Consider the following 20,530-nt stretch of genomic DNA (forward strand, 5'->3'; position numbering starts at 1 on the left):
AAACCCGATGAGTTCCCAGCGATGAGTGCGTAACGATGACAACTTTGTTGCGCTCTGCAATGGGCCCTTCTGCAGTATCCGCGGCTGGGGCCCGCAGTAAGAAGTAGACGGTTCGTGCCTGGCTCGGTGCGGACCGAGACAGGAGAAATGTGGCCAAGGTCCGCGTACACGAGCTCGCAAAAGAGCTCGGTATTACTTCCAAAGATGCAGTGACAAAACTGCAGGAACTGGGCGAATTCGTTCGCTCCGCCTCATCCACCATTGAGGCACCCGTCGTGCGCAAGCTGCGCAACGCCTTCCCCGACGCTGCCGCGAAGAGCGCAGCCCCAGCAGCCGCTCCCAAGGCGCCTGTTCCCGCCGCGGAAGCACTTCCGTCAACCCCGGCTCCCGGCCCGGCAGCCCCCAAGGCTCCGGCTCCCAAGGCGCCGGCCCCTGCAGCTCCCGCAGCTCCAGCCCAGGCGGCCGCTCCTGAGGCACCCGCCGCCAGCGCTCCGGCTGCACCGGCCGCGCCCGCAGCATCGTCCACCGGGGCAAAGCCCGGCGCGCGTCCGGCTCCCAAGGCTGACACTCCCGCCGCACGCCCGGGAGCCTCCGGCCAGGGTTCCAGCGCGCCCCGCCCGGGCGGACCCCGCCCAGGCAACAACCCCTTCGCAACTTCGCAGGGCATGCCCCGCGGCCGTGGCGGCGACGGTGACCGTGCTCCGCGCCCGGGCAACAACCCGTTTGCCACTTCCCAGGGCATGCCCCGTCCCGGTGGCGGCCGTACCGACGGAGACCGTCCCGGTGGTCCGCGTCCCGCTGCCGGTGCCGGCGGTCCCCGTCCGGGTGGTCCGCGTCCCGCCGCGGGTGCGGGCGGCCCCCGTCCCGCAGCCGGTGCCGGCGGCTCCCGTCCGGGTGCCGGTGCTGGTCCGCGTCCCGGTGGTGCAGGCGGAAACCGTCCCACTCCCGGCATGATGCCGAACCGCACTGAGCGTCCGGCACCTGCGGGTGCCGGCCGTCCCGGTGGCGGTGGCCGTGGTCCCGGACGTCCAGGCGGCGCCCCGGGCACCGGTGGTCCCGGTGCCGGCGGCGGTGCTCCCGCCGGCGGTGGCTTCGGCAAGGGCGGCCGCGGCCGCGGCGGCACGCAGGGTGCCTTCGGTAAGGGCGGTGCAGGCCGCGGCAAGCAGCGCAAGTCGAAGCGCGCGAAGCGCCAGGAACTTGAGCAGATGAGCGCACCGTCGCTGGGTGGCGTGAGCGTACCCCGCGGCGACGGCAACACCGTCATCCGACTGCGCCGTGGCTCGTCCATCACGGACTTCGCCGACAAGATCGAGGCGAACCCCGCCGCGCTGGTCACCGTCCTGTTCCACCTCGGTGAAATGGCAACGGCCACCCAGTCGCTGGACGAGGACACCTTCGCGCTGTTGGGCGAAGAACTGGGCTACAAGCTCCAGGTCGTGTCGCCGGAGGACGAGGAGCGCGAGCTGCTGTCCACCTTCGATATCGACGTGGAGGCCGAACTTGAGGCTGAAGGCGACGACGAGCTCGAGGCACGTCCTCCGGTCGTCACGGTGATGGGCCACGTGGACCACGGTAAGACCCGGTTGCTGGACGCCATCCGCAACTCGGACGTTGTGGCCGGCGAGCACGGCGGCATCACCCAGCACATCGGTGCCTACCAGATCAGCCATGAGCATGAGGGCACGTTGCGCGACATCACCTTCATCGATACCCCGGGCCACGAGGCGTTCACCGCCATGCGTGCCCGTGGTGCCAAGGTCACCGACATTGCGATCCTCGTGGTCGCAGCGGACGACGGCGTCATGCCGCAGACCGTTGAAGCCCTCAACCACGCCCAGGCGGCCAACGTGCCGATCGTCGTGGCCGTCAACAAGATCGACAAGGAAGGCGCCAACCCGGACAAGGTCAAGGGCCAGCTGACCGAGTACGGCCTCGTTCCGGAAGAATACGGTGGCGACACCATGTTCGTTGAGGTCTCGGCCCGCCAGAACGTCAACATCGACGAGCTGATCGACGCTGTGCTGCTGACCGCCGACGCCGCGCTGGACCTCCGGGCCAACCCGGACAAGGCCGCCCGCGGTATCGCCATTGAAGCGAACCTGGACAAGGGCCGCGGTTCCGTGGCCACCGTCCTGGTGCAGTCCGGTACCCTGGCCGTCGGCGACACGATCGTGGCCGGCACGGCCCACGGCCGCGTCCGCGCCATGTTCGACGAAGACGGCGAAGCCCTCGACGTCGCGCTGCCGTCCCGTCCGGTCCAGGTCCTTGGCCTGTCCAACGTGCCGCGCGCCGGTGACACCTTCCTGGTGACCACCGACGAACGGACCGCCCGCCAGATCGCCGAGAAGCGTGAAGCCGCAGAGCGCAACGCCCAGCTCGCCAAGCGCCGTAAGCGCATCAGCCTGGAAGACTTCGACCAGGCAGTGGCCGACGGCAAGATCGACACCCTCAACCTCATCCTCAAGGGTGACGTGTCCGGCGCCGTGGAAGCCCTCGAAGACGCCCTGCTCAAGATCGACGTCGGCGAAGGCGTGCAGCTGCGCGTCATCCACCGGGGTGTGGGTGCCATCACGCAGAACGACGTCAACCTGGCCACGGTCGACTCCGCCGTCATCATCGGCTTCAACGTCAAGCCCGCCGAGCGGGTTGCCGAACTGGCAGACCGCGAGGGCGTGGACATGCGCTTCTACTCGGTCATCTACTCCGCAATTGATGACATCGAGATGGCGCTCAAGGGCATGCTCAAGCCGGAATACGAAGAATTCCAGCTGGGCACCGCCGAGGTCCGCGAAGTCTTCCGCTCCTCCAAGTTCGGAAACATCGCAGGCTCGATCGTCCGCAGCGGCATCATCCGCCGTAACACCAAGGCACGCATCAGCCGTGACGGCAAGGTCATCGGTGACAACCTCACCATTGAGACGCTCAAGCGCTTCAAGGATGACGCCACCGAAGTCCGCACCGACTTCGAGTGTGGTATCGGCCTTGGTTCGTACAACGACATCACCGAAGGCGACATCATCGAGACCTTCGAGATGCGTGAGAAGCCGCGCGTCTAAGTTGTTCCAGCCTCAAAAACGGTGCGGGGTCGTTGGATTTTTCCGGCGGCCCCGCCCCTTCGCTGGGTGGCCAACGTCTTACGACGTCGGCCACCCAGCTTCGGCAGGCCCGATGCCACTCCCAGGCCGCCGGAAAAATCCAACGCGGGTCCGTCGTCGACTCGCGCCTAGTGCGTGGCAGTAATCGAACGTGGGTACGTCAGCTGCAACACGCCGTCGTACGTTCCAAATTTTTTAGGAGTTGTTCATGGCTGATCCGGCACGTGCTGCCAAGATGGCGCAGCGGATTAAGGTTGTTGTTGCTGAGGCCCTCAGCCGAAAGGTCAAGGATCCCCGGCTTGAGGGGATCACTGTTACCGACGCCCGGGTGACCAATGATCTTCAGCATGCCACCGTTTACTACACCGTCTTCGGGGACCAGGCCGGCCAGGCTGATGCCGCCAAGGGACTTGAGAAAGCCAAGGGCGTGCTCCGGCAGGAGGTGGGCCGGAACATCACCGCCCGGCTGACTCCCACGCTCGAATTCGTGGCCGACCAGATTCCCGTCAACGCATCCAACCTGGAGGAACTGCTCCGGGAAGCGAAAAAGCGCGACGCCGAGGTGGCCGCCCTGGCTGCGAAGGCCAAGCACGCCGGCGACGCGTCCCCCTACAAGAGCGATGCGTCCGCTGACGTGGACATCGACGAAGACGACTTCGACGAAGAGGACCTCGACCTCACAGACACCGACGGGTTCGACGAAGACGGCAGCAAGTAGCCCAAAAACGTCAGCAGAAGGCCCGGACCGCAACGCAGTCCGGGCCTTCTGCTTCCCAGAAAACCAGGGGGCCTACCTGATGTCGGCCTTTATCACCCGCCCCGTGGCTGCAGGTGGCTGCATGAAGTCGTCGCCCACCGCATCCACCGTGGCGTACAGTGTCCGGCCGTGAATCTCAACGTCGGCTGGCGCGTTTACCTCCAGGAAGGTGGAACGGTGCCCTTTCCAGGCGTGGAATTTCAGGATCTTGTCACCGAACAGGGAAGCAACGTACACGTCGCCGTTGTTCGCCACTGCGAGGCCTGTGGGGCTGAGGATGTAGTCCACCCAAAGCCGGGTTTCCCCGGACCACGGGTTGACCTTGAAGACGGCGCCGCGGTCACCGAGGGTTGGGCTTTCAGGCCCGCCTGGCAGTGAGGTCACGTAGAGCCAACCGTCAGGCCCGATCTCAACATCGGTGGGGACAGGCTCGAAGCCATATTCATGCCCCGCAGCACAGTCGGGCACCGTGAAGACCTGGCCTTCACCCACTGGGAAGGTGGTTCCCCTGGGAATGAGTGCGAGTCTGGGCGGCAGGACAGCCAAAGTGCTCACCGCACCGGAGCGGAGGTTGACCTTGAGGATGGCGTTCGCTCCGGCGTCCGCGACATAGGCTGTGTTGCCTTCGACGGCAGTGGCATATGCGTTGGAATCCAGCGTGCCTTGATAACGTGCAGGCGGGTACGGCGGCCAGCCGGCCAGGCACTCGCTGCTCACATCTGGGCCGAAGCCGTAGTGCTGTCCGGCATCCGGATTGTTTTTCCGTTCGTGGTCTGCCAGGTCAGCAATCTCCCTGACGTCTCCGCGTGGGCTGATCGCCTTCAAGAAGCCCTGCAATTTGGCGGGATCCGGGTCCCCAGCACCGGAAGTCTCCAAAAAGAAGGTAGTGGCGCCACGGGTTTCCACGCCCGCCACGCCCCAGCCCTGCGGAGCCTGGTAAATATCGTTGACTTCCCCGCCCCTGCCGATCCGGCTGAGTTTGCCGGCAAAGTCCTGGGTGACGTACACGGACTTGTTCGTTCCGACGGCCAAGTGCAAGGGCGAGACAAGGCCGGAGGCCACTTCCCCGTAGGGTTCGTCGCGGTGGTCCCGGTCCGACGCTCCCGCGGGACTGACCGGCGCCATAAGGGCCGCGCTTGCCAAACAGGCTATCAGGGTGAGTCTTTTCTTCATTTGGGTACTCCGGGTTCGGCGCCCGTTACGGGCCGGGTAAGAAGCCGCCGGGAGGCGGAAATTTTCGGAACCCCCGGCCGCCAGACTATGCCCGCGCCTGCGCAGTGTCGTCGGGACTATCCCCCTAATGTGCCCCCTATTTCCATCCCTAACAGGATCTGCCGTGGCTAGGATCTAGCTATGACTATGGCAAGTGACCACCAGGACCCCGCCCGTTACCTTGAACAGGCCGTGGAGCTGGCCACCCGCAACGTCGGCGACGGCGGGGGACCCTTCGGCGCCGTGGTGGTCACACCCGACGGCCGGGTATACGAAGGCGTAAACCGGGTCACGCGCGACAACGACCCCACGGCCCACGCGGAAGTGGTGGCGATCCGCACGGCGGCCTCGGCCCGGGCAACGTTCAACCTCCAGGGTGCCGTCCTGTACACCAGCTGCGAACCCTGCCCGCTATGCCTCGCTTCCGCGTTGTGGGCGCGCATCGACCGCGTCTACTTCGCGGCCGACCGCCACGGCGCCGCCGCGGCCGGTTTCGACGACGCACTCTTCTATGAGTATTTCAGCGGTTCGCGGCCCGACCTCATGCCTGTCACCAGGGGAGACGTGCCGGCGTCGGACGCCCCGTTCAACGCCTGGGGTGCCCACAGACACCGGACGGAGTACTAGGAATGGAACCGGGACTCATTGCCTGCCCCTCCTGTGGTAAGACCAACAGGATTCCGGCGCAGGCAGCGGGCACACCGCGTTGCGGTAACTGCAAGTCAGGGTTGCCGTGGATCGTCAACGCCGGTGACGCCGACTTCGCGGGCGTGGCGGAGCGCTCACCGGTACCCGTTCTGGTGGACTTTTGGGCAGACTGGTGCGGCCCTTGCCGCATGGTGAGCCCCGTGCTGGACAAACTGGCCCGTGAACGGCCCGGCCGGATCAAACTGGTCAAGGTCGATGTGGACAAGGCGCCCGGCCTGTCACGACGGTTTGACGTGCAGGCGATCCCCACCCTGATGGTGCTGGTGGACGGCAAGGTGGCGGCCCGGCAGGCCGGTGCGGCGCCCGCAGAGGTTCTGCGCTCCTGGCTGGACGGAGCCCTTTCGGGCGCAGCACGGTAGCTCCCTCGGCCCGGCCCTGGCCGTCAGCGGCGCTCCCTTGCCGGCAGGCGGGACAGGCCTTCCAGCAAATCCTGCTTCCGGCCGCACAGGGCAATCCGTACCCAGCCCTCGCCAATCGACCCGAAAGCGGTGCCGGGTGCCAGGGCGACGCCCGAGTCTGCCAGGAACTGGCGCACCCAGTTCCGCACATCGCCGCCGCTGGCATGGGAGACGTCGGCCCACAGATAGAAGGCGCCCTGGGCCTGCAGGTACGGGATTCCCTTGGCGTCGAGGACCGCCGAGGCGGCGTCGCGGTTGCCCCGATAGTGCCGGTGGGCGTGCTGAACGTAGTCCTGGGGTCCCGTAAGGGCGGCGAGCGCAGCGTACTGTGTTGGGGCTGCCACACAGGACACGATGGACTCCATCACGTTGTCCATCTGCTGCTTCAGCTCCGGCGGGCAAACCAGCGCGCCGATCCGAAGGCCTGTGAGGCCGTAGGTTTTGGACAGTGTCAGCGAGGTGAAAGCGAGGTGAAGACGCGCGCTTCCCCTGGCGTCCCGCCGTCGAATTTTGCCGGGCTGATGTGCGGCACATCGTAGGTGAACGCCGCGTAGCATTCGTCCGAAATGACCCAGAGATCGTGCCTGCGGCCCAGGGCCATCAGGTCGCGGGTCAGCTCCCCGTCCAAAACGGCACCCAGGGGATTGGACGGCGAGTTCAGGACCAGGACCCGGGTCCGCCCTGTAATGAGGGCTTCGATGTCCTCAGTCCGGGGCTGGAAGCCGTGCTCCGGGTAGAGCGGGTAACCCACCGGGACGGCGTTCAGGAGCCGGCCGGTCATCGCGAAGGTGGGATAACCCGGGTTGGGAATGAGGATCTCGTCGCCGGGAGAGAGCAGCAGGCTCATGGCCAGGTGCAGGCCCTGCTGCGCCCCGGCCACCACATACACCCGCTCGGCGCCGACATCCACGCCCTGCTCTTCCCGGAACCTGGCGGCAAAGGCTTCACGCAGGCCGGGAATGCCTGCATTGGGGGTGTAGTTGGTTTCGTCGCGGTCCAGGCACGCCATGCCGGCGTCCAGCACGTGGCGGGGGAGCGGGAAGCCCGGCTCACCGATACTCAGGACCAGCGCGCCCGGGGTACGCCACGCCGCCTCGGTGATTTCGCGGATCTGGTTCACGGGCACGTCGCGGACATGGGCGGCAAGCTCAGGCATGCCTGCCATCCTAGCCGCCGCTGCTCCGGCCCGTGCGGGCGGCCCAACCTGCGCCGATATACTGGTAGGCGTGCTTTCTGGACTGGTGATAGTGGACAAGCCGCAGGGATGGACCAGCCATGATGTGGTTGGCCGGATGCGGCGCCTCGCAGGGACCCGGAAAGTGGGGCACGCGGGGACACTGGATCCGATGGCCACGGGCGTCCTGGTGGTCGGAATCAACAAGGCCACGCGCCTGCTGACCTATATCGTGGGCACGTCGAAGACCTACACAGCCACCATCCGCCTGGGCCAGTCGACGGTCACGGACGATGCGGAGGGCGACGTCATCGCCACGGCCGGCACCTCGGGCGTCAGCGAGCAGGCAATCCACGACGGCGTCGCCGCACTCACGGGCGACATCCAGCAGGTGCCCAGCAGCGTCAGCGCCATTAAGGTCAACGGGGAACGCGCCTACGCAAGGGTCCGCTCGGGCGAGGACGTGAAGCTCGCTGCCCGGCCCGTCACCATCCACAGGTTCGAGGTCCACGGCATCAGGCGCGATGCGGGGGCCGACGTGCTGGACCTGGACGTAACGGTGGAGTGCTCTTCGGGAACCTATATCCGGGCGCTGGCACGCGACCTGGGCAACGCGCTGGGGGTGGGCGGGCACCTCACGGTGCTCCGCCGGACCCACGTTGGCCCGTACTCGCTGGAGCAGGCCCGTACGCTCGACCAGCTCGCCGAGGAGCTCAACGTGCTGGAGATGTCCCAGGCCGCCCGTGCGCTCATGCCTAACCGGGAGCTGAGCGCTGAGGAAACAACGGAAATTTCGTTTGGCCGCCGCATTGCCGCCGGCGCAGATCCGGGAAGCCCCTCCGCCGCCACCCCCGACCATCCTGCCGCCGCCTTCGCTCCTGACGGAAGCCTGGTGGCGCTGCTCGCAGACGCCGGCAGCTACGCCAAGCCGGTCCTGGTGTTCGCGCCCGGCAACGGTGCACCGGCCAACGCTGCCGCCGGGGAGGCATAGGGGTGGACGCGTATTTCTGGATCATCCTGGCGGTCGGGCTTCTTTCCACCATCATCTGCGTGGTGGCCGGGATCCTGAAGAAGGCGCCGAATGACGTCACCATCCTCTCTGTGGCTGCCGTGGAAGTCGCCCTGGCGGTTTACCTGGTAGGTTCCATCGTCCGGGTCATCGCCGGCGAACCCATCGCGGGCGAGGCCTGGGAATTCTGGGGCTACCTTGCCACGGCCATGCTGCTGCCCCCGGTCGCCGTCTACTGGTCCATCCTGGAACGTACGCGGTGGAGTAACTTCGTCCTCGCCGCCGTCGGTGTGACAGCCCTGGTGATGGCCGCCCGCATGAACCAGATTTGGTACTGAAGTGGAAGAAGCACGAAACGTGGAAGACCAGCACTCTCCGGCCGCCGTCGGCAGCGCCCCCGCACGCAACACCCGCAACACGGGACCCGGACGCCTCCTCATCGCCGTGTATGCGGTGTTTGCCATTTCGGCCACGGCGCGGGCCGGCTACCAGATCCTAACCAAGTTCGCCGAAGCCCCGCTGGCATACCTGCTGTCGGCTTTCGCGGCCCTGGTGTACGTGGTTGCCACCATTTCACTGGCAAAGGCGGGCAGCACCTGGTTCAAAGTGTCCGTTGCCGCCGTGCTGGTTGAACTTGTGGGCGTTCTGGTGGTGGGCGCGTTGAGCGTGTTCGACGCCGTGGCGTTTCCGCATGAAACCGTCTGGTCGCTCTTTGGCCGCGGCTACGGCTTCATCCCGCTGCTGCTCCCGATACTTGGCCTGGTATGGCTGTACCGGCGCCGGCCGTCGCAGGGGAAAACGGCGCTGTGAATACGGGTAACCTTGAAGAGTTCCGCGGCCGTTCCGGCTGCGGAACGTTGATGCTGCAGGCAGTCTAAGGCGAGGGTGATGGTCTACATCTGGAACGATCCGTCCGAGGTCCCGGCGGACTTCGGACCTTCTGTTGTTACCTTCGGGAATTTTGATGGCGTCCATCGCGGGCACCAGCAGGTGCTGTCCCAGCTGATCCGGTCGGCGCGCCTCACCCATGCCAAGGCGGTGGCGGTCACCTTTGACCCGCATCCTGCATTCATCCACCGCCCGGAATCCGCCCCCGAGATGATCATGGGCCTCGACGACAAGCTGGAGGCGCTGGGTGAACTCGGCCTGGACGCCATCCTGGTGGTCAAGTACACGCTGGATCTCGCCAGCCTCACGGCCGAGGAGTTCGTGGAGCAGTACCTGGTGGACTGCCTGCATGCCAGCCACGTCGTCATCGGCCACGACGCCCGCTTCGGCCGCGGCAATTCCGGGGACCTCGAGACCATGCAGGCGCTCGGTGGGAAGTTCGGCTTCGAGGTCCACGTGATCAGCGAATTCGGTTCGGAGGGCTACCCCCTGCATGACGACGACGGCAAGGACCGCCGCTGCTCATCCACCTGGGTGCGTGAAGCGCTCCAAGAGGGCGACGTTGCCACGGCGGCCGCCGTGCTGGGCCGGTCCCACCGCATGCGCGGCGAAGTTGTGCATGGTGCCGCGCGGGGACGGGCCTTGGGTTTCCCAACCGCCAACCTCGCCTCCAACGCGAGCGGACTGATCCCTGCCGACGGCATCTATGCGGGCTGGCTGGTGGACCAGGCCGGAAAGCGCTGGCCGGCCGCCATTTCTGTAGGTTCCAATCCCACGTTCGACGGCGTCAGCCGCCAGGTGGAGGCCCACGTGATCGACCGGCCCAAGGAGGCCGTGGAGGACTTCGATCTGTATGGCCAGACAGTAGTTGTCGAATTCGTGAAGCGCCTTCGGGGCATGGTGGCCTATCGTGGGCCTGAGGCGCTCGTGGACCAGATGAAGCTCGACGTCGTCCAGGCACACAACCTCCTGACCACGCGCTGAACGGCCACTGGCAGCAGCAGCCGTTCCGATCCACCAGCCCCGGCGGCACCTGCCGGAGCGTCCGCAAGGAAAGGCAGTACGTGTCCGTCGAAAAGAACACCCGAAAGCTGGACAAAGGCATCGTCCGCGATTTCAGCTCCCGGATGAGCTACGCCTCCTACCTCCAGCTGCCCACCCTGTTGAGTGCCCAGCAACCGGTCAGCGAACCCGAGCACCACGACGAGCTGCTGTTCATCATCCAGCACCAGACCACGGAGCTGTGGCTGAAGCTGGTGTTGCATGAGCTGCGCAGCGCCGCCGCCTGGCTCCGGACCGACGACCTGGGCTCCGCGCTGAAGGGCATCGCCAGGGTCAAGCACATCCAGAAAACCCTTACGGAGCAGTGGTCCGTCCTGGCCACCCTGACGCCCACGGAGTATTCACAGTTCCGCGGCTTCCTGGGCAACTCCTCGGGCTTTCAGTCCGCCCAGTACCGTGCCGTGGAGTTCGTGCTGGGCAACAAGAACCGCAAAATGCTTCCGGTGTTCGAGTCCGATCCGGAGGCGCACGCCATGCTGGACGAGCTCCTGGCAGCCCCCAGCATCTACGACGAATTCCTGGCCTACCTGTCCCGGCACGGGTTCGACGTGCCCGCCGCCGTCCTGAACCGGGATGTCACCCGCGCCCACGAGTTCACCCCGGAACTGGTACCGCTGTTCAAGCACATCTACGAACACGCCGCTGACAACTGGAGCGCGTATGAGGCCTGTGAGGAACTCGTTGACCTGGAGGACAACTTCCAGCTGTGGCGGTTCCGGCACCTGCGCACCGTCCAGCGGACCATCGGCATGAAAACCGGAACCGGCGGCTCCAGCGGCGCCGCGTTCCTGCAGAAGGCCCTTGAACTCACCTTTTTCCCGGAGTTATTCGCAGTCAGGACGGAGATCGGCCAATGACCACAGAGCAGCAGCGCCTGGTGGAATCGGAAGACAAGGCGCTGCAGCAGCGCGCCGAAGAGCTGGACCGCCAGGACCCGTTGGCGCGCTACCGTAGCCTCTTCATCGGCACTGACACCCCGCTGTCCTACCTGGACGGCAACTCGTTGGGGCGTCCGCTGAAGAGGACGCCCGAAGACATCGCGGCGTTCATCCGCGAAGGCTGGGGCGGGCGCCTGATCCGCGGCTGGGACGAGGAATGGCTGGACCTGCCCCAAGCCATCGGTGACCAGCTGGGGCGGGCCGTCCTGGGTGCTGCGCCGGGGCAGACCATCATTGCCGACTCCACCACCGTTGTGCTCTATAAACTGATCCGGGCTGCACTGGCCGCGCTGGCCGACCCGGACCGGAACGAACTGGTCCTGGACACCGAAAACTTTCCCACGGACCGCTACCTGGTGGAAGGCATTGCGCTTGAGGAGGGCCTGACGCTTCGCTGGATCGAAGCCGACCCCGCCGCCGGGGTGACCGCTGAACAGGTGCGTGAAGTAGCGGGGCCGCGTACCGCCGTCGTACTCCTGAGCCAGATCGCCTACCGTTCCGGCCACCTGGCCGATCTGCCGGCCATCACGGCTGCCGTGCACGACGCCGGCGCGCTGGTTGTGTGGGACCTTTGCCATTCCGCGGGGTCGGTGGAGATCGACCTGGACGGGGCAGGCGTCGACTTCGCCGCGGGCTGCACCTACAAGTACCTGAACGGCGGTCCCGGCTCGCCCGCGTTCGCCTACGTCAACCAGCGGCACCTGGCCTCCCTGAACCAGCCGATCTGGGGCTGGATGGGCCGGAAGGACGCCTTCGAGATGGCCGCCGGATTTGAGCCGGCCGCCGGCATTCGGGGATTCCTCAGCGGTACGCCCGCTATTTTCGGAATGCTCGCGATGCGGGGGACGCTTGACCTGATCGAGGAAGCGTCAATGCCGGCCATCCGGGCGAAATCGGAGCAGCTGACAGCCTTCGCCGTGGAAATTTTCGACGCCTGGCTGGCGCCGCTCGGCGCCGAACTCGCCTCGCCGCGCAGCCCTGCGGAGCGGGGCAGCCACATCACCGTGGACCACCCCGGCTTCACCAAGGCCACCGTGGAGGCATTGTGGGATGGGGATGTGATCCCCGATTTCCGCGCGCCGCGTGGCCTCCGGGTAGGACTCTCGCCGCTAAGCACCAGCTTCGGGGAGGTGCTGCAGGGGATGGCAGCTATCCGGGACCGGCTGCAGGACTAACCGGACTGTTTCGACAAGGTTAGGGCCGGGCCGGTAAACTGGACGTTGGATCCGGCTGCAGTCCGTGGCGGCTGGTTCCTGTCGTGTTCGGGCCTCCCCGTTTTTCCGGGGCCAGGCTGGGGCGGCAGACCCGGCAGTGATCTTCTGACCGGGCCCTCACGGCACATTTCATAGGAGTTAATGTGGCACTTGACGCCGCTGTAAAGCAGTCCATCATCAAGGAATACGCAACCGCAGAAGGCGACACGGGTTCGCCCGAGGTCCAGGTTGCTGTCCTGACCCAGCGGATCAAGGATCTGACTGAGCACATGAAGGAGCACAAGCACGACTTCCACACCCAGCGCGGTCTGCTGGCCATGGTTGGTCGTCGCAAGCGTATGCTGAGCTACCTTAAGAAGACCGACATCGCCCGCTACCGTTCGCTCATCGAGCGCCTCGGCCTGCGCCGCTAGTCAGGCTTCGGGGGCGGCCCTTTCCTGCACGGATCGGGCCGCCTTCTTCAAACACAACTAAACAGGAGGATCAACCGCATCACGCATTCGCGGTCCTCGGTAGTGATCCCCGGGAAGACTTCATTGGCTGAAGTCCCGGCCCGTGGGTCTCGATCGATGACCGGGTGCAGGGCCAGTAGACAGATGCTGGCTGGGTTGATGCGGCTGGACTTCCGTAAAACAGAAACGGAGGTGACTCTCTTGGAGGGTCCCGAAATCCAGTTCTCAGAAGCAATCATCGACAACGGCCGCTTCGGCAAGCGCGTAGTCCGGTTCGAAACCGGCCGCCTCGCCAAGCAGGCAGCCGGTGCAGCAATGGTGTACATCGACGAAGACACCGCGCTGCTGTCCGCCACCACTGCCGGCAAGCACCCGCGTGAAGGTTTTGACTTCTTCCCGCTGACAGTCGACGTCGAAGAGCGCATGTACGCCGCCGGCCGTATCCCGGGCTCGTTCTTCCGCCGCGAAGGACGCCCGTCCACCGAGGCCATCCTGGCCTGCCGCCTGATGGACCGTCCGCTGCGCCCCGCCTTCATCAAGGGCCTGCGCAACGAGGTCCAGATCGTGGTCACCGTCCTGGCGATCAACCCGGACGAGCTCTACGACGTGGTGGCAATCAACGCTTCCTCGATGTCCACCCAGCTGTCCGGCCTGCCTTTCTCCGGCCCCATCGGTGGCGTCCGCGTTGCCCTGGTTGCCGACGAAAACGGCTCGCAGTGGGTCGCTTTCCCGAAGCACTCCCAGCTGGAAAACTCCGTGTTCAACATGGTGGTTGCCGGCCGCGTCGCCGGTGACGACGTCGCCATCATGATGGTGGAAGCCGAAGCTACGGACAACTCCTGGAACCTCATCAAGGAACAGGGCGCCACCGCACCCACCGAAGAGGTTGTCTCCGAGGGCCTTGAGGCTGCCAAGCCGTTCATCAAGGCACTCTGCGACGCCCAGGCCGACCTTGCCGCCCGTGCCGCCAAGCCGACGGTCGAGTTCCCCGTCTTCCTCGATTACGAGGACGACGTATACGCCGCCGTGGAGTCCGCAGCCGCCGAGAAGCTGACCGCTGTCTTCCAGATTGCGGACAAGCAGGAGCGCGAGAACGCCGCTGACGTCCTGAAGGACGAGGTCCTGGCAAACCTGGCCGGCCAGTTCGAAGGCCGCGAGAAGGAACTGTCCGCAGCATTCCGCTCGGTCACCAAGCACGTTGTGCGCCAGCGCATCCTCAAAGACCAGATCCGCATCGACGGCCGCGGCCTGACGGACATCCGCCAGCTCACCGCCGAGGTGGAGGTCCTGCCCCGCGTCCACGGTTCCGCGATCTTCGAGCGCGGGGAGACCCAGATCATGGGTGTCACTACGCTGAACATGCTCAAGATGGAGCAGCAGATCGACTCGCTGTCGCCGGTGAAGACCAAGCGCTACATGCACAACTACAACTTCCCGCCGTACTCCACCGGTGAAACCGGCCGCGTAGGTTCGCCCAAGCGCCGCGAAATCGGCCATGGTGCCCTGGCAGAGCGCGCCCTGGTGCCGGTCCTGCCGTCCCGCGAGGAGTTCCCGTACGCCATCCGCCAGGTATCCGAGGCCCTCGGATCCAACGGTTCGACGTCCATGGGTTCCGTCTGCGCCTCCACCTTGTCCATGCTGAACGCCGGTGTGCCCCTGAAGGCCGCCGTCGCCGGTATCGCCATGGGCCTGGTTTCCGACCAGGTTGACGGCCAGACCCGCTATGCAGCCCTGACTGACATCCTCGGCGCCGAAGACGCCTTCGGTGACATGGACTTCAAGGTTGCCGGTACCGCCGAGTTCGTCACGGCCATCCAGCTGGACACCAAGCTCGACGGCATCCCCGCCTCGGTGCTGGCAGCGGCCCTGAAGCAGGCCCGCGAAGCCCGCCTGCACATCCTGGAGGTCATCAACTCCGCGATCGACACACCCGACGAGCTCTCCGAGTTCGCTCCGCGCGTCATCGCCGTGAAGATCCCCGTGGACAAGATCGGCGAGGTCATTGGCCCCAAGGGCAAGATGATCAACCAGATCCAGGAAGACACCGGCGCCGACATCTCCATCGAGGACGACGGCACGGTCTACATTGGCGCCACCGACGGCCCGTCTGCCGAGGCAGCACGTTCCGCCATCAACGCCATCGCCAACCCGCAGGTCCCGGAAATCGGTGAGCGTTACCTGGGCACGGTCGTCAAGACCACAACCTTTGGTGCCTTCGTGTCGCTGACCCCGGGCAAGGACGGACTCCTGCACATCTCCGAGCTCCGCAAGCTGGCCAACGGCAAGCGCGTGGACAACGTGGATGACGTCGTTTCCGTCGGCCAGAAGGTCCAGGTGGAAATCACCAAGATCGACGACCGCGGAAAGCTGTCGCTCGCTCCTGTGGTGGCCGAGGAGGAAGGCGCGGCTGAGGCTGAGACCGAGCGCGCCCACACCACGGAACCTGCTGAAGGCGCGGAAGTCTAACAGCTCCGGTTTCCGGCGCATAAGCAAGGAATCGGCGGGGCCGGTGGATGATCCACCGGTCCCGCCGCTGTTACGATGGCAGCCAGATCCGGCTGCCCGTCCTGAAAGGCCTCAATGACTGTTGTACCCCTGCCTCTTGAGCAGAACCACCGCGGCGACACCCTGGTCCACGGTTCCGACGGCGGCTCCGAAGTCCGGCGCTCCGTGCTGCCCGGGGGAGTGCGGGTGCTCACGGAGGCGATGCCAGGGCAGCGGTCGGCGACTATCGGATTCTGGGTGGGCGTAGGATCCCGGGACGAGGCCCCCGGACAGCACGGTTCAACCCATTTCCTGGAGCACCTGCTGTTCAAAGGCACCAAGCGCCGCACTGCCCTGGAGATCGCTTCGGCCTTCGACGAGGTGGGCGGGGAATCCAATGCCGCGACGGCCAAGGAAAGCACCTGCTACTTCGCCCGGGTGCTCGACACCGACCTGCCGATGGCGATTGACGTGATTGCGGACATGATTACCGGGGCAGTCCTCGATCCGGCTGAGATGGAGCAGGAACGGGACGTCATCCTTGAGGAAATCGCAATGGACAGCGACGATCCAACAGACGTGGCACATGAGCACTTCGTGTCCGCGGTACTGGGCAGCCACCCCCTGGGCCGTCCCATTGGCGGCACGCCTGCCGCGATCAAGGCCGTGGCCCGCGACTCGGTGTGGGAGCACTACCGCCGCTACTACCGGCCCGACGAACTCGTGATCACCGCCGCCGGTGGCCTGGAGCATGACGTTGTCTGTGACCTTGTCATCAGCGCACTGGAATCGGCCGGCTGGTCACTGGAGGCCAACGCCTCGCCCGTCAAGCGCCGTTCCACCGAGCCTTCGCTCATCACGGGCACCGCAGGCCTGCACGTGGTCAAGCGCGCAGTCGAGCAGGCCAACATCATCATGGGTTGCCCCACCATCGTTGCCACGGACGAGCGGCGGTACGTCATGAGCGTCCTGAACGCCGTCCTGGGCGGAGGGATGTCCTCCCGGCTGTTCCAGGAGATCCGCGAGAAGCGCGGCCTGGTGTACTCCACCTACTCCTTTGCTTCCTCCTACGCTGATGCAGGCTATTTCGGCATGTACGCCGGGTGCACGCCGTCAAAGGTCAGGCAGGTGCTGGACCTGCTGGGGGTTGAGCTGGACAAGCTCGCGGAACACGGCATTTCGGACGACGAACTCCGCAAGGCCGTCGGCCAGCTTTGCGGCGGCATCGTCCTTGCCCTTGAGGACACCGGTTCGCGGATGTCCCGCCTGGGCCGCGCTGAACTCGTCTCGGGCGAGTACCAGGACATCGACGAAACGCTCCGGCTTATCAAGGCCGTCACTGCTGAGCAGGTGCAGGACCTGGCAGCCGAACTCGCCGCCGCACCGCGGACGGTTACGGTCGTTGGCCCGTTCGAAGAGACGGAAACCTTCGGGCTCTGACCCCTGCCACCACTTTCCACAGCGGGCATAGGATGGGGCCATCCAACGTCAGCACGTGGTGTAAGGGGTGAAGGGTGTGGGCGAACCCCTGCCGGACCGCAACCACCCCGCCCCCGATTTTCCCGGCGGTGAGCATCTGCGACATGCCCAGCGGAGGAATGAGCCAGACGAAACGAGGCCGGGCCACGTCAGTCCCGCCGCGGAGCATCCCGCCCTGGGCGGCCTCCTCGGTCACTGGCGGGGAAGTACACATCTGGCTGCGGGGCCGTGGGGCCCGGATCGCACCGTGGAGGCTGAGGTAACGTACCGAACCGTGGCCAACGGCTTTGGCGTTGTGCAGAGTTATGGCCACCATGAGCCGGACGGGACGCATTTCGAAGGCCACGGAATGTTCATGGTCGACCCCGACCACCCTGACGTCCTCTGGTACCGCGCCGACAGCGCGGGACCCGCACCGGATGCGCCGGCCCGCTGCACATGGCACGGCGGCGTCCTCCGGGTGGAACGCCACGGGAGCGCCGGATGGACCCGCCATACCTTGCGGGTTGAGGGCGATGTGCTGAGGCATGTGACGGAGCTGAGGTCCCGCGACGCCTCCGAGGGCCATACCGACGGCGGCACCTGGGAAGGTGCAGGCGCTGACGGTACCGGCTCGGTTTATACCCCGTTCATGACCTCAACGTTCCGCCGAACCTGACCATCCTGCGCCGTTTAGGACGGCGCCAAGGGCGCAGTCCTCCAGATCCAGTCCCTCTGCGGATCCGCGGGCAGGATCTTGGAGCGGGGATTCTTCTGCAGTCCAAGACCCTGTAGCCCTGGAGCACTGCGAGTCTCAGGGCTTTCGCCTGCCGAGGTCCGCCGGCCACTGTGGTGGTTCCCGGTCGGGGTGTTCGCTGGTGTGGTGCCGGCCGGTGGGTGAGGTCCAGCCTGGTGGTTGGTTCTTGGCGGCGGGGGTGGGTGTCCAGCCGCTGTTGTGTTTGAGCCGGTGTGTTGTGGGCAGAGCTGGGCCAGGTTGCTGACTCCGGTGGCGCCGCCGTGGTGCCATGCGGTGAGGTGGTCGGTGTCGTTGTCCGGGGTGGAGTTGTTGCAGCCGGGAAAGGTGCACTTGCCGTCCCGCAGGCGCAGGGCTTGTTTCATGGCGTTGGTGATCCGGTAGCTGGTCCGGCCGATTTCCAGCGGTGCCCCGTCGCGGGGGTCGACGAGCACCCGGTGGAAGGAGCCGGCACCGTCGGCTACCAGTTTTCTGGCCATGGACGCCGGGATGGGGCCATAGCCGTCGAGGAGGGCGGGCTCGTCGGTGAGGCCGAGGAGGGCGGACACCGGAACGGTGACCAGCACGTCAGTGCGGGGGGGGGGGGGCTTTCCCGGCGTCAACGCCTGTGTTGAGGAGGTGGGTGGCGAAGACGTCGGCTCTGAGCTGGGGCAGGGTCCTGGACTCGTTGGGGCCCTGTAAGCCGCGGGCGGTGGCCGTGGTCCTGTTCCAGACCGCCGACGCGGTGTCGGCCGGGAGGTAGGCGGAGATCCAGGCCATCCCGTCCCGATCCGGGCGTGCTGCCACGACAGGGCCCCTGCGGACAGGGCGCGGAAGGCGGACGGCAGCGCGCAGATTTGCCGGGCCTGGGTGATGAAGGCCCCCGCCGCCCCGGAACTGATGGTCAGGACCCCGGCGACCTCCTCCACCACGGACATCTCCCGGTACATCCGCTCCTGCACGGTTGCCTCGGGCGCGGTCATCGCCTGCTGCAATTCAAGACAGTCGGCGGCGTCGCGGGCCTTGGCTGCGGCGAGCTGCGCTTCCAGCCCCGACACTAGGCCCATCCGGTCCAGGCGGAGCTCGTACCGCCGCTCCAGCACATCAACCCCGGAAGATCGGTTGGCAGCGGCACTTTCCAGCGCGGCGTCCTCAAGATACAGGGCATCAAGAGCAGCCAGGGAGGCACCGCACGCCGCCCATCGCATCCAATGGTCCTGCCCCGTTTCCCATGCCCACATCATCCACGGAAGCACTGACATTCTGAGCGCGCGCTGAGGAGTGCCGTTCCACATCATCGCCGTAGGCACTCACCTCCCTGTGGGTGCCCCATCAAAGGGTGCCCCATCAAAGGGTGAGGGACCGGCTTCTATCCGCCGGCGAACGGAGGCAGCACGTCCACCACGTCATCCGGGCCAAGGACCATTGACTGGTCGCGCACCGCCACCTCGTTAAGGAGGAAGCTGCTCCGCGACAGGATGCGGGGGAGCGGCGGGGTACCGGCCGGAGGCTCAGGGCGCTCCACGGCCAGCACCGCGTCCAGGAGCCCTGCCATGGTGGTGCCTTCCGGCAGGTCGAACTTCTCTTCCTCAAGACCGGCCGCAGCGCGTGCGGCAGCGAAGTAGCGTACGTTCATCAAATGTCAGCCCCCGATGGCGCTCATGCTGCGGTCCGGCTGGACGAAGTCCGGAGCGTCAAGTCCCACGTGGTCCATGCCGTGGGCCTTTGGCTTGAGCCACATGGCGTCCTGCCACCGGCGTGCAAGGTCGTCGTCGCTCGCGCCGGACCGCAGGAGGCCCAGCAGGTCGAATTCCTCCCTGGAGAACAGGCAGCTCATGATCTTGCCCTCAGCTGTGATCCGCGTCCTGCGGCAGTCCGAGCAAAACGGCTCAGTGACCGAGGCGATGATGCCCACCGTGCCCAGTACCGGGGCGTCTTCAAAGTCCCGGGCGCCGGAGGACCCGGCCGTCCGCCGTCGTACTTCAAAGCGCTCGGCCGGGGCACCGTCACGGGCCCGCGGATCCGGCGTGAGGACAAAGTCTGCGGACAGCAGCGAACGGATCTCGGCCGCCGTGATCATGTTGCGCCGGGTCCAGCCGTGGTCGGCGTCCAGTGGCATCTGTTCGATGAACCGCAGCTCGTACCCGCGCTCGAGTGCCCAGGCGAGCAGCGAAGGGGCCTCAGCGTCATTGATGCCGCGCATGAGGACCGCGTTGAGCTTGACCGGACCCAGCCCGGCAGCCCACGCTGCGTCCACCCCGGCCAGGACCTGGTCAAGGAACGGCCGGCGGGTCAACTTGGTGAACGTTTCCTCGTGCAGCGAGTCCAGGGACACATTGATCCGGGTCAGCCCGGCAGCCTTTAGCGGCGCCGCCTTCCTGGCAAGACCCACCCCATTGGTCGTCATGGAAATCGGCAGCCCCGTATGGTTGCGCCGCAACTCGGCGATGATGTCCACCAGGTCGTGCCGCACCAGCGGTTCACCGCCAGTAAGCCGCAATTCGCGGACGCCCAGGCGCTCCACACCAATCCCGACAATTCGGACAATCTCCGCGGCCGACATGACCGCCTGCTTGGCGAGCCACTGGAGGCCCTCCGCCGGCATGCAGTAGGTGCAGCGGAGATTGCATTTGTCCGTCAGGGACAGCCGCATGTCCGTGGCGCGGCGGCCGTAACGGTCAACCAGTCCGGCACCCGCGCCGTCCGGGCGGGCAGAGGGCACGGACAGCGCGGCATCCTCCCGTGGCTGCGGCATGCCTAGCTGGACACTCATGAATTCAGGCTACGCCACGATGGGCTGTAGATCACATCCATGTCCAGCCAGTGCGCTGCAGGCAGAATCCGGAACGTGCCGGCGCTTCCGGCCACCCGCAAACCTATGCTTGAGGTGTGGACAGCTCCCGGCAGCAGCAGGTGACGCACGACGGCGGCACGGGCCTTCGGAAGCA

17 protein-coding genes and 2 pseudogenes are annotated in these 20,530 nt (G+C 66.1%); 14 read left to right on the forward strand and 5 right to left on the reverse strand.

What is annotated here, in order from left to right; genetic code table 11:
- Positions 1 to 149 precede the first annotated feature (149 nt).
- Complete coding sequence (gene infB / locus AC5RUU_RS04095; protein WP_493973934.1) at positions 150 to 3,056, forward strand: translation initiation factor IF-2; 2,907 nt, start codon at positions 150 to 152, stop codon at positions 3,054 to 3,056.
- A 247-nt stretch (positions 3,057 to 3,303) separates the two neighbouring features.
- Complete coding sequence (gene rbfA / locus AC5RUU_RS04100; RefSeq protein WP_493973935.1) at positions 3,304 to 3,813, forward strand: 30S ribosome-binding factor RbfA; 510 nt, start codon at positions 3,304 to 3,306, stop codon at positions 3,811 to 3,813.
- 72 nt (positions 3,814 to 3,885) lie between these two features.
- Here the strand turns inward: rbfA and AC5RUU_RS04105 are convergent, their stop codons facing one another.
- Positions 3,886 to 5,025 (reverse strand): ScyD/ScyE family protein, encoded by a 1,140-nt coding sequence (locus AC5RUU_RS04105; RefSeq protein ID WP_493973936.1) that lies wholly within the window; start codon positions 5,023 to 5,025, stop codon positions 3,886 to 3,888.
- Between the two features lie 180 nt (positions 5,026 to 5,205).
- Here AC5RUU_RS04105 and AC5RUU_RS04110 point away from each other — a divergent pair, with 180 nt between their 5' ends.
- Together AC5RUU_RS04110 and trxA are read left to right on the forward strand one after the other, a co-directional pair.
- A complete protein-coding gene (locus AC5RUU_RS04110) occupies positions 5,206 to 5,691 on the forward strand; it encodes a nucleoside deaminase (protein WP_493973937.1) in 486 nt (161 codons plus the stop codon).
- 2 nt (positions 5,692 to 5,693) lie between these two features.
- A complete protein-coding gene (gene trxA / locus AC5RUU_RS04115) occupies positions 5,694 to 6,131 on the forward strand; it encodes a thioredoxin (protein ID WP_493973938.1) in 438 nt (145 codons plus the stop codon).
- A 23-nt stretch (positions 6,132 to 6,154) separates the two neighbouring features.
- On the opposite strand, the pseudogene AC5RUU_RS04120 reads toward trxA, so the two are convergent.
- A pseudogene (locus AC5RUU_RS04120) lies at positions 6,155 to 7,326 on the reverse strand (pyridoxal phosphate-dependent aminotransferase).
- 70 nt (positions 7,327 to 7,396) lie between these two features.
- Between AC5RUU_RS04120 and truB the strand changes: the two are divergent.
- The 10 genes from truB to AC5RUU_RS04170 all read left to right on the forward strand — a co-directional run bounded on the left by truB (position 7,397) and on the right by AC5RUU_RS04170 (position 17,528).
- A complete protein-coding gene (truB, locus tag AC5RUU_RS04125; protein ID WP_493973939.1) occupies positions 7,397 to 8,335 on the forward strand; it encodes a tRNA pseudouridine(55) synthase TruB in 939 nt (312 codons plus the stop codon).
- A 2-nt stretch (positions 8,336 to 8,337) separates the two neighbouring features.
- Complete coding sequence (locus AC5RUU_RS04130) at positions 8,338 to 8,691, forward strand: hypothetical protein (RefSeq protein ID WP_493973940.1); 354 nt, start codon at positions 8,338 to 8,340, stop codon at positions 8,689 to 8,691.
- Position 8,692: 1 nt separating this feature from the next.
- Entirely contained in the window at positions 8,693 to 9,163 is a 471-nt protein-coding gene (locus AC5RUU_RS04135) for a hypothetical protein (RefSeq protein ID WP_493973941.1), read from the forward strand.
- A 78-nt stretch (positions 9,164 to 9,241) separates the two neighbouring features.
- On the forward strand, positions 9,242 to 10,225 hold the full coding sequence (locus AC5RUU_RS04140) for a bifunctional riboflavin kinase/FAD synthetase (RefSeq protein ID WP_493973942.1): 984 nt from the start codon (positions 9,242 to 9,244) through the stop codon (positions 10,223 to 10,225).
- An 80-nt stretch (positions 10,226 to 10,305) separates the two neighbouring features.
- Entirely contained in the window at positions 10,306 to 11,160 is an 855-nt protein-coding gene (kynA, locus tag AC5RUU_RS04145) for a tryptophan 2,3-dioxygenase (protein ID WP_493973943.1), read from the forward strand.
- Positions 11,157 to 12,416 (forward strand): kynureninase, encoded by a 1,260-nt coding sequence (locus AC5RUU_RS04150; protein ID WP_493973944.1) that lies wholly within the window; start codon positions 11,157 to 11,159, stop codon positions 12,414 to 12,416. The genes kynA and AC5RUU_RS04150 overlap by 4 nt, the downstream gene beginning before the upstream one ends.
- Positions 12,417 to 12,598: 182 nt before the next feature.
- Positions 12,599 to 12,868 (forward strand): 30S ribosomal protein S15, encoded by a 270-nt coding sequence (rpsO, locus tag AC5RUU_RS04155; RefSeq protein WP_009372966.1) that lies wholly within the window; start codon positions 12,599 to 12,601, stop codon positions 12,866 to 12,868.
- Between the two features lie 240 nt (positions 12,869 to 13,108).
- On the forward strand, positions 13,109 to 15,373 hold the full coding sequence (locus AC5RUU_RS04160; protein WP_493974022.1) for a polyribonucleotide nucleotidyltransferase: 2,265 nt from the start codon (positions 13,109 to 13,111) through the stop codon (positions 15,371 to 15,373).
- A gap of 114 nt (positions 15,374 to 15,487) precedes the next feature.
- Complete coding sequence (locus tag AC5RUU_RS04165) at positions 15,488 to 16,831, forward strand: M16 family metallopeptidase (protein WP_493973945.1); 1,344 nt, start codon at positions 15,488 to 15,490, stop codon at positions 16,829 to 16,831.
- Between the two features lie 76 nt (positions 16,832 to 16,907).
- Positions 16,908 to 17,528 carry a DUF1579 family protein gene (locus AC5RUU_RS04170; protein WP_493973946.1) on the forward strand — a complete coding sequence of 207 codons (621 nt, stop codon included), beginning with the start codon at positions 16,908 to 16,910 and terminating at the stop codon, positions 17,526 to 17,528.
- Between the two features lie 135 nt (positions 17,529 to 17,663).
- On the opposite strand, the pseudogene AC5RUU_RS04175 reads toward AC5RUU_RS04170, so the two are convergent.
- The 3 genes and pseudogenes from AC5RUU_RS04175 to moaA all read right to left on the reverse strand — a co-directional run bounded on the left by AC5RUU_RS04175 (position 17,664) and on the right by moaA (position 20,355).
- Positions 17,664 to 18,649 (reverse strand): annotated as a pseudogene (locus AC5RUU_RS04175) (HNH endonuclease signature motif containing protein).
- A gap of 302 nt (positions 18,650 to 18,951) precedes the next feature.
- Positions 18,952 to 19,218, reverse strand: a complete 267-nt coding sequence (locus AC5RUU_RS04180) for a MoaD/ThiS family protein (protein WP_493973947.1) — start codon at positions 19,216 to 19,218, stop codon at positions 18,952 to 18,954.
- 6 nt (positions 19,219 to 19,224) lie between these two features.
- Positions 19,225 to 20,355, reverse strand: a complete 1,131-nt coding sequence (moaA, locus tag AC5RUU_RS04185) for a GTP 3',8-cyclase MoaA (protein WP_493973948.1) — start codon at positions 20,353 to 20,355, stop codon at positions 19,225 to 19,227.
- Between the last annotated feature and the right edge of the window lie 175 nt (positions 20,356 to 20,530).

The sequence above is a fragment of the Arthrobacter sp. K4-10C genome, assembly GCF_059090085.1.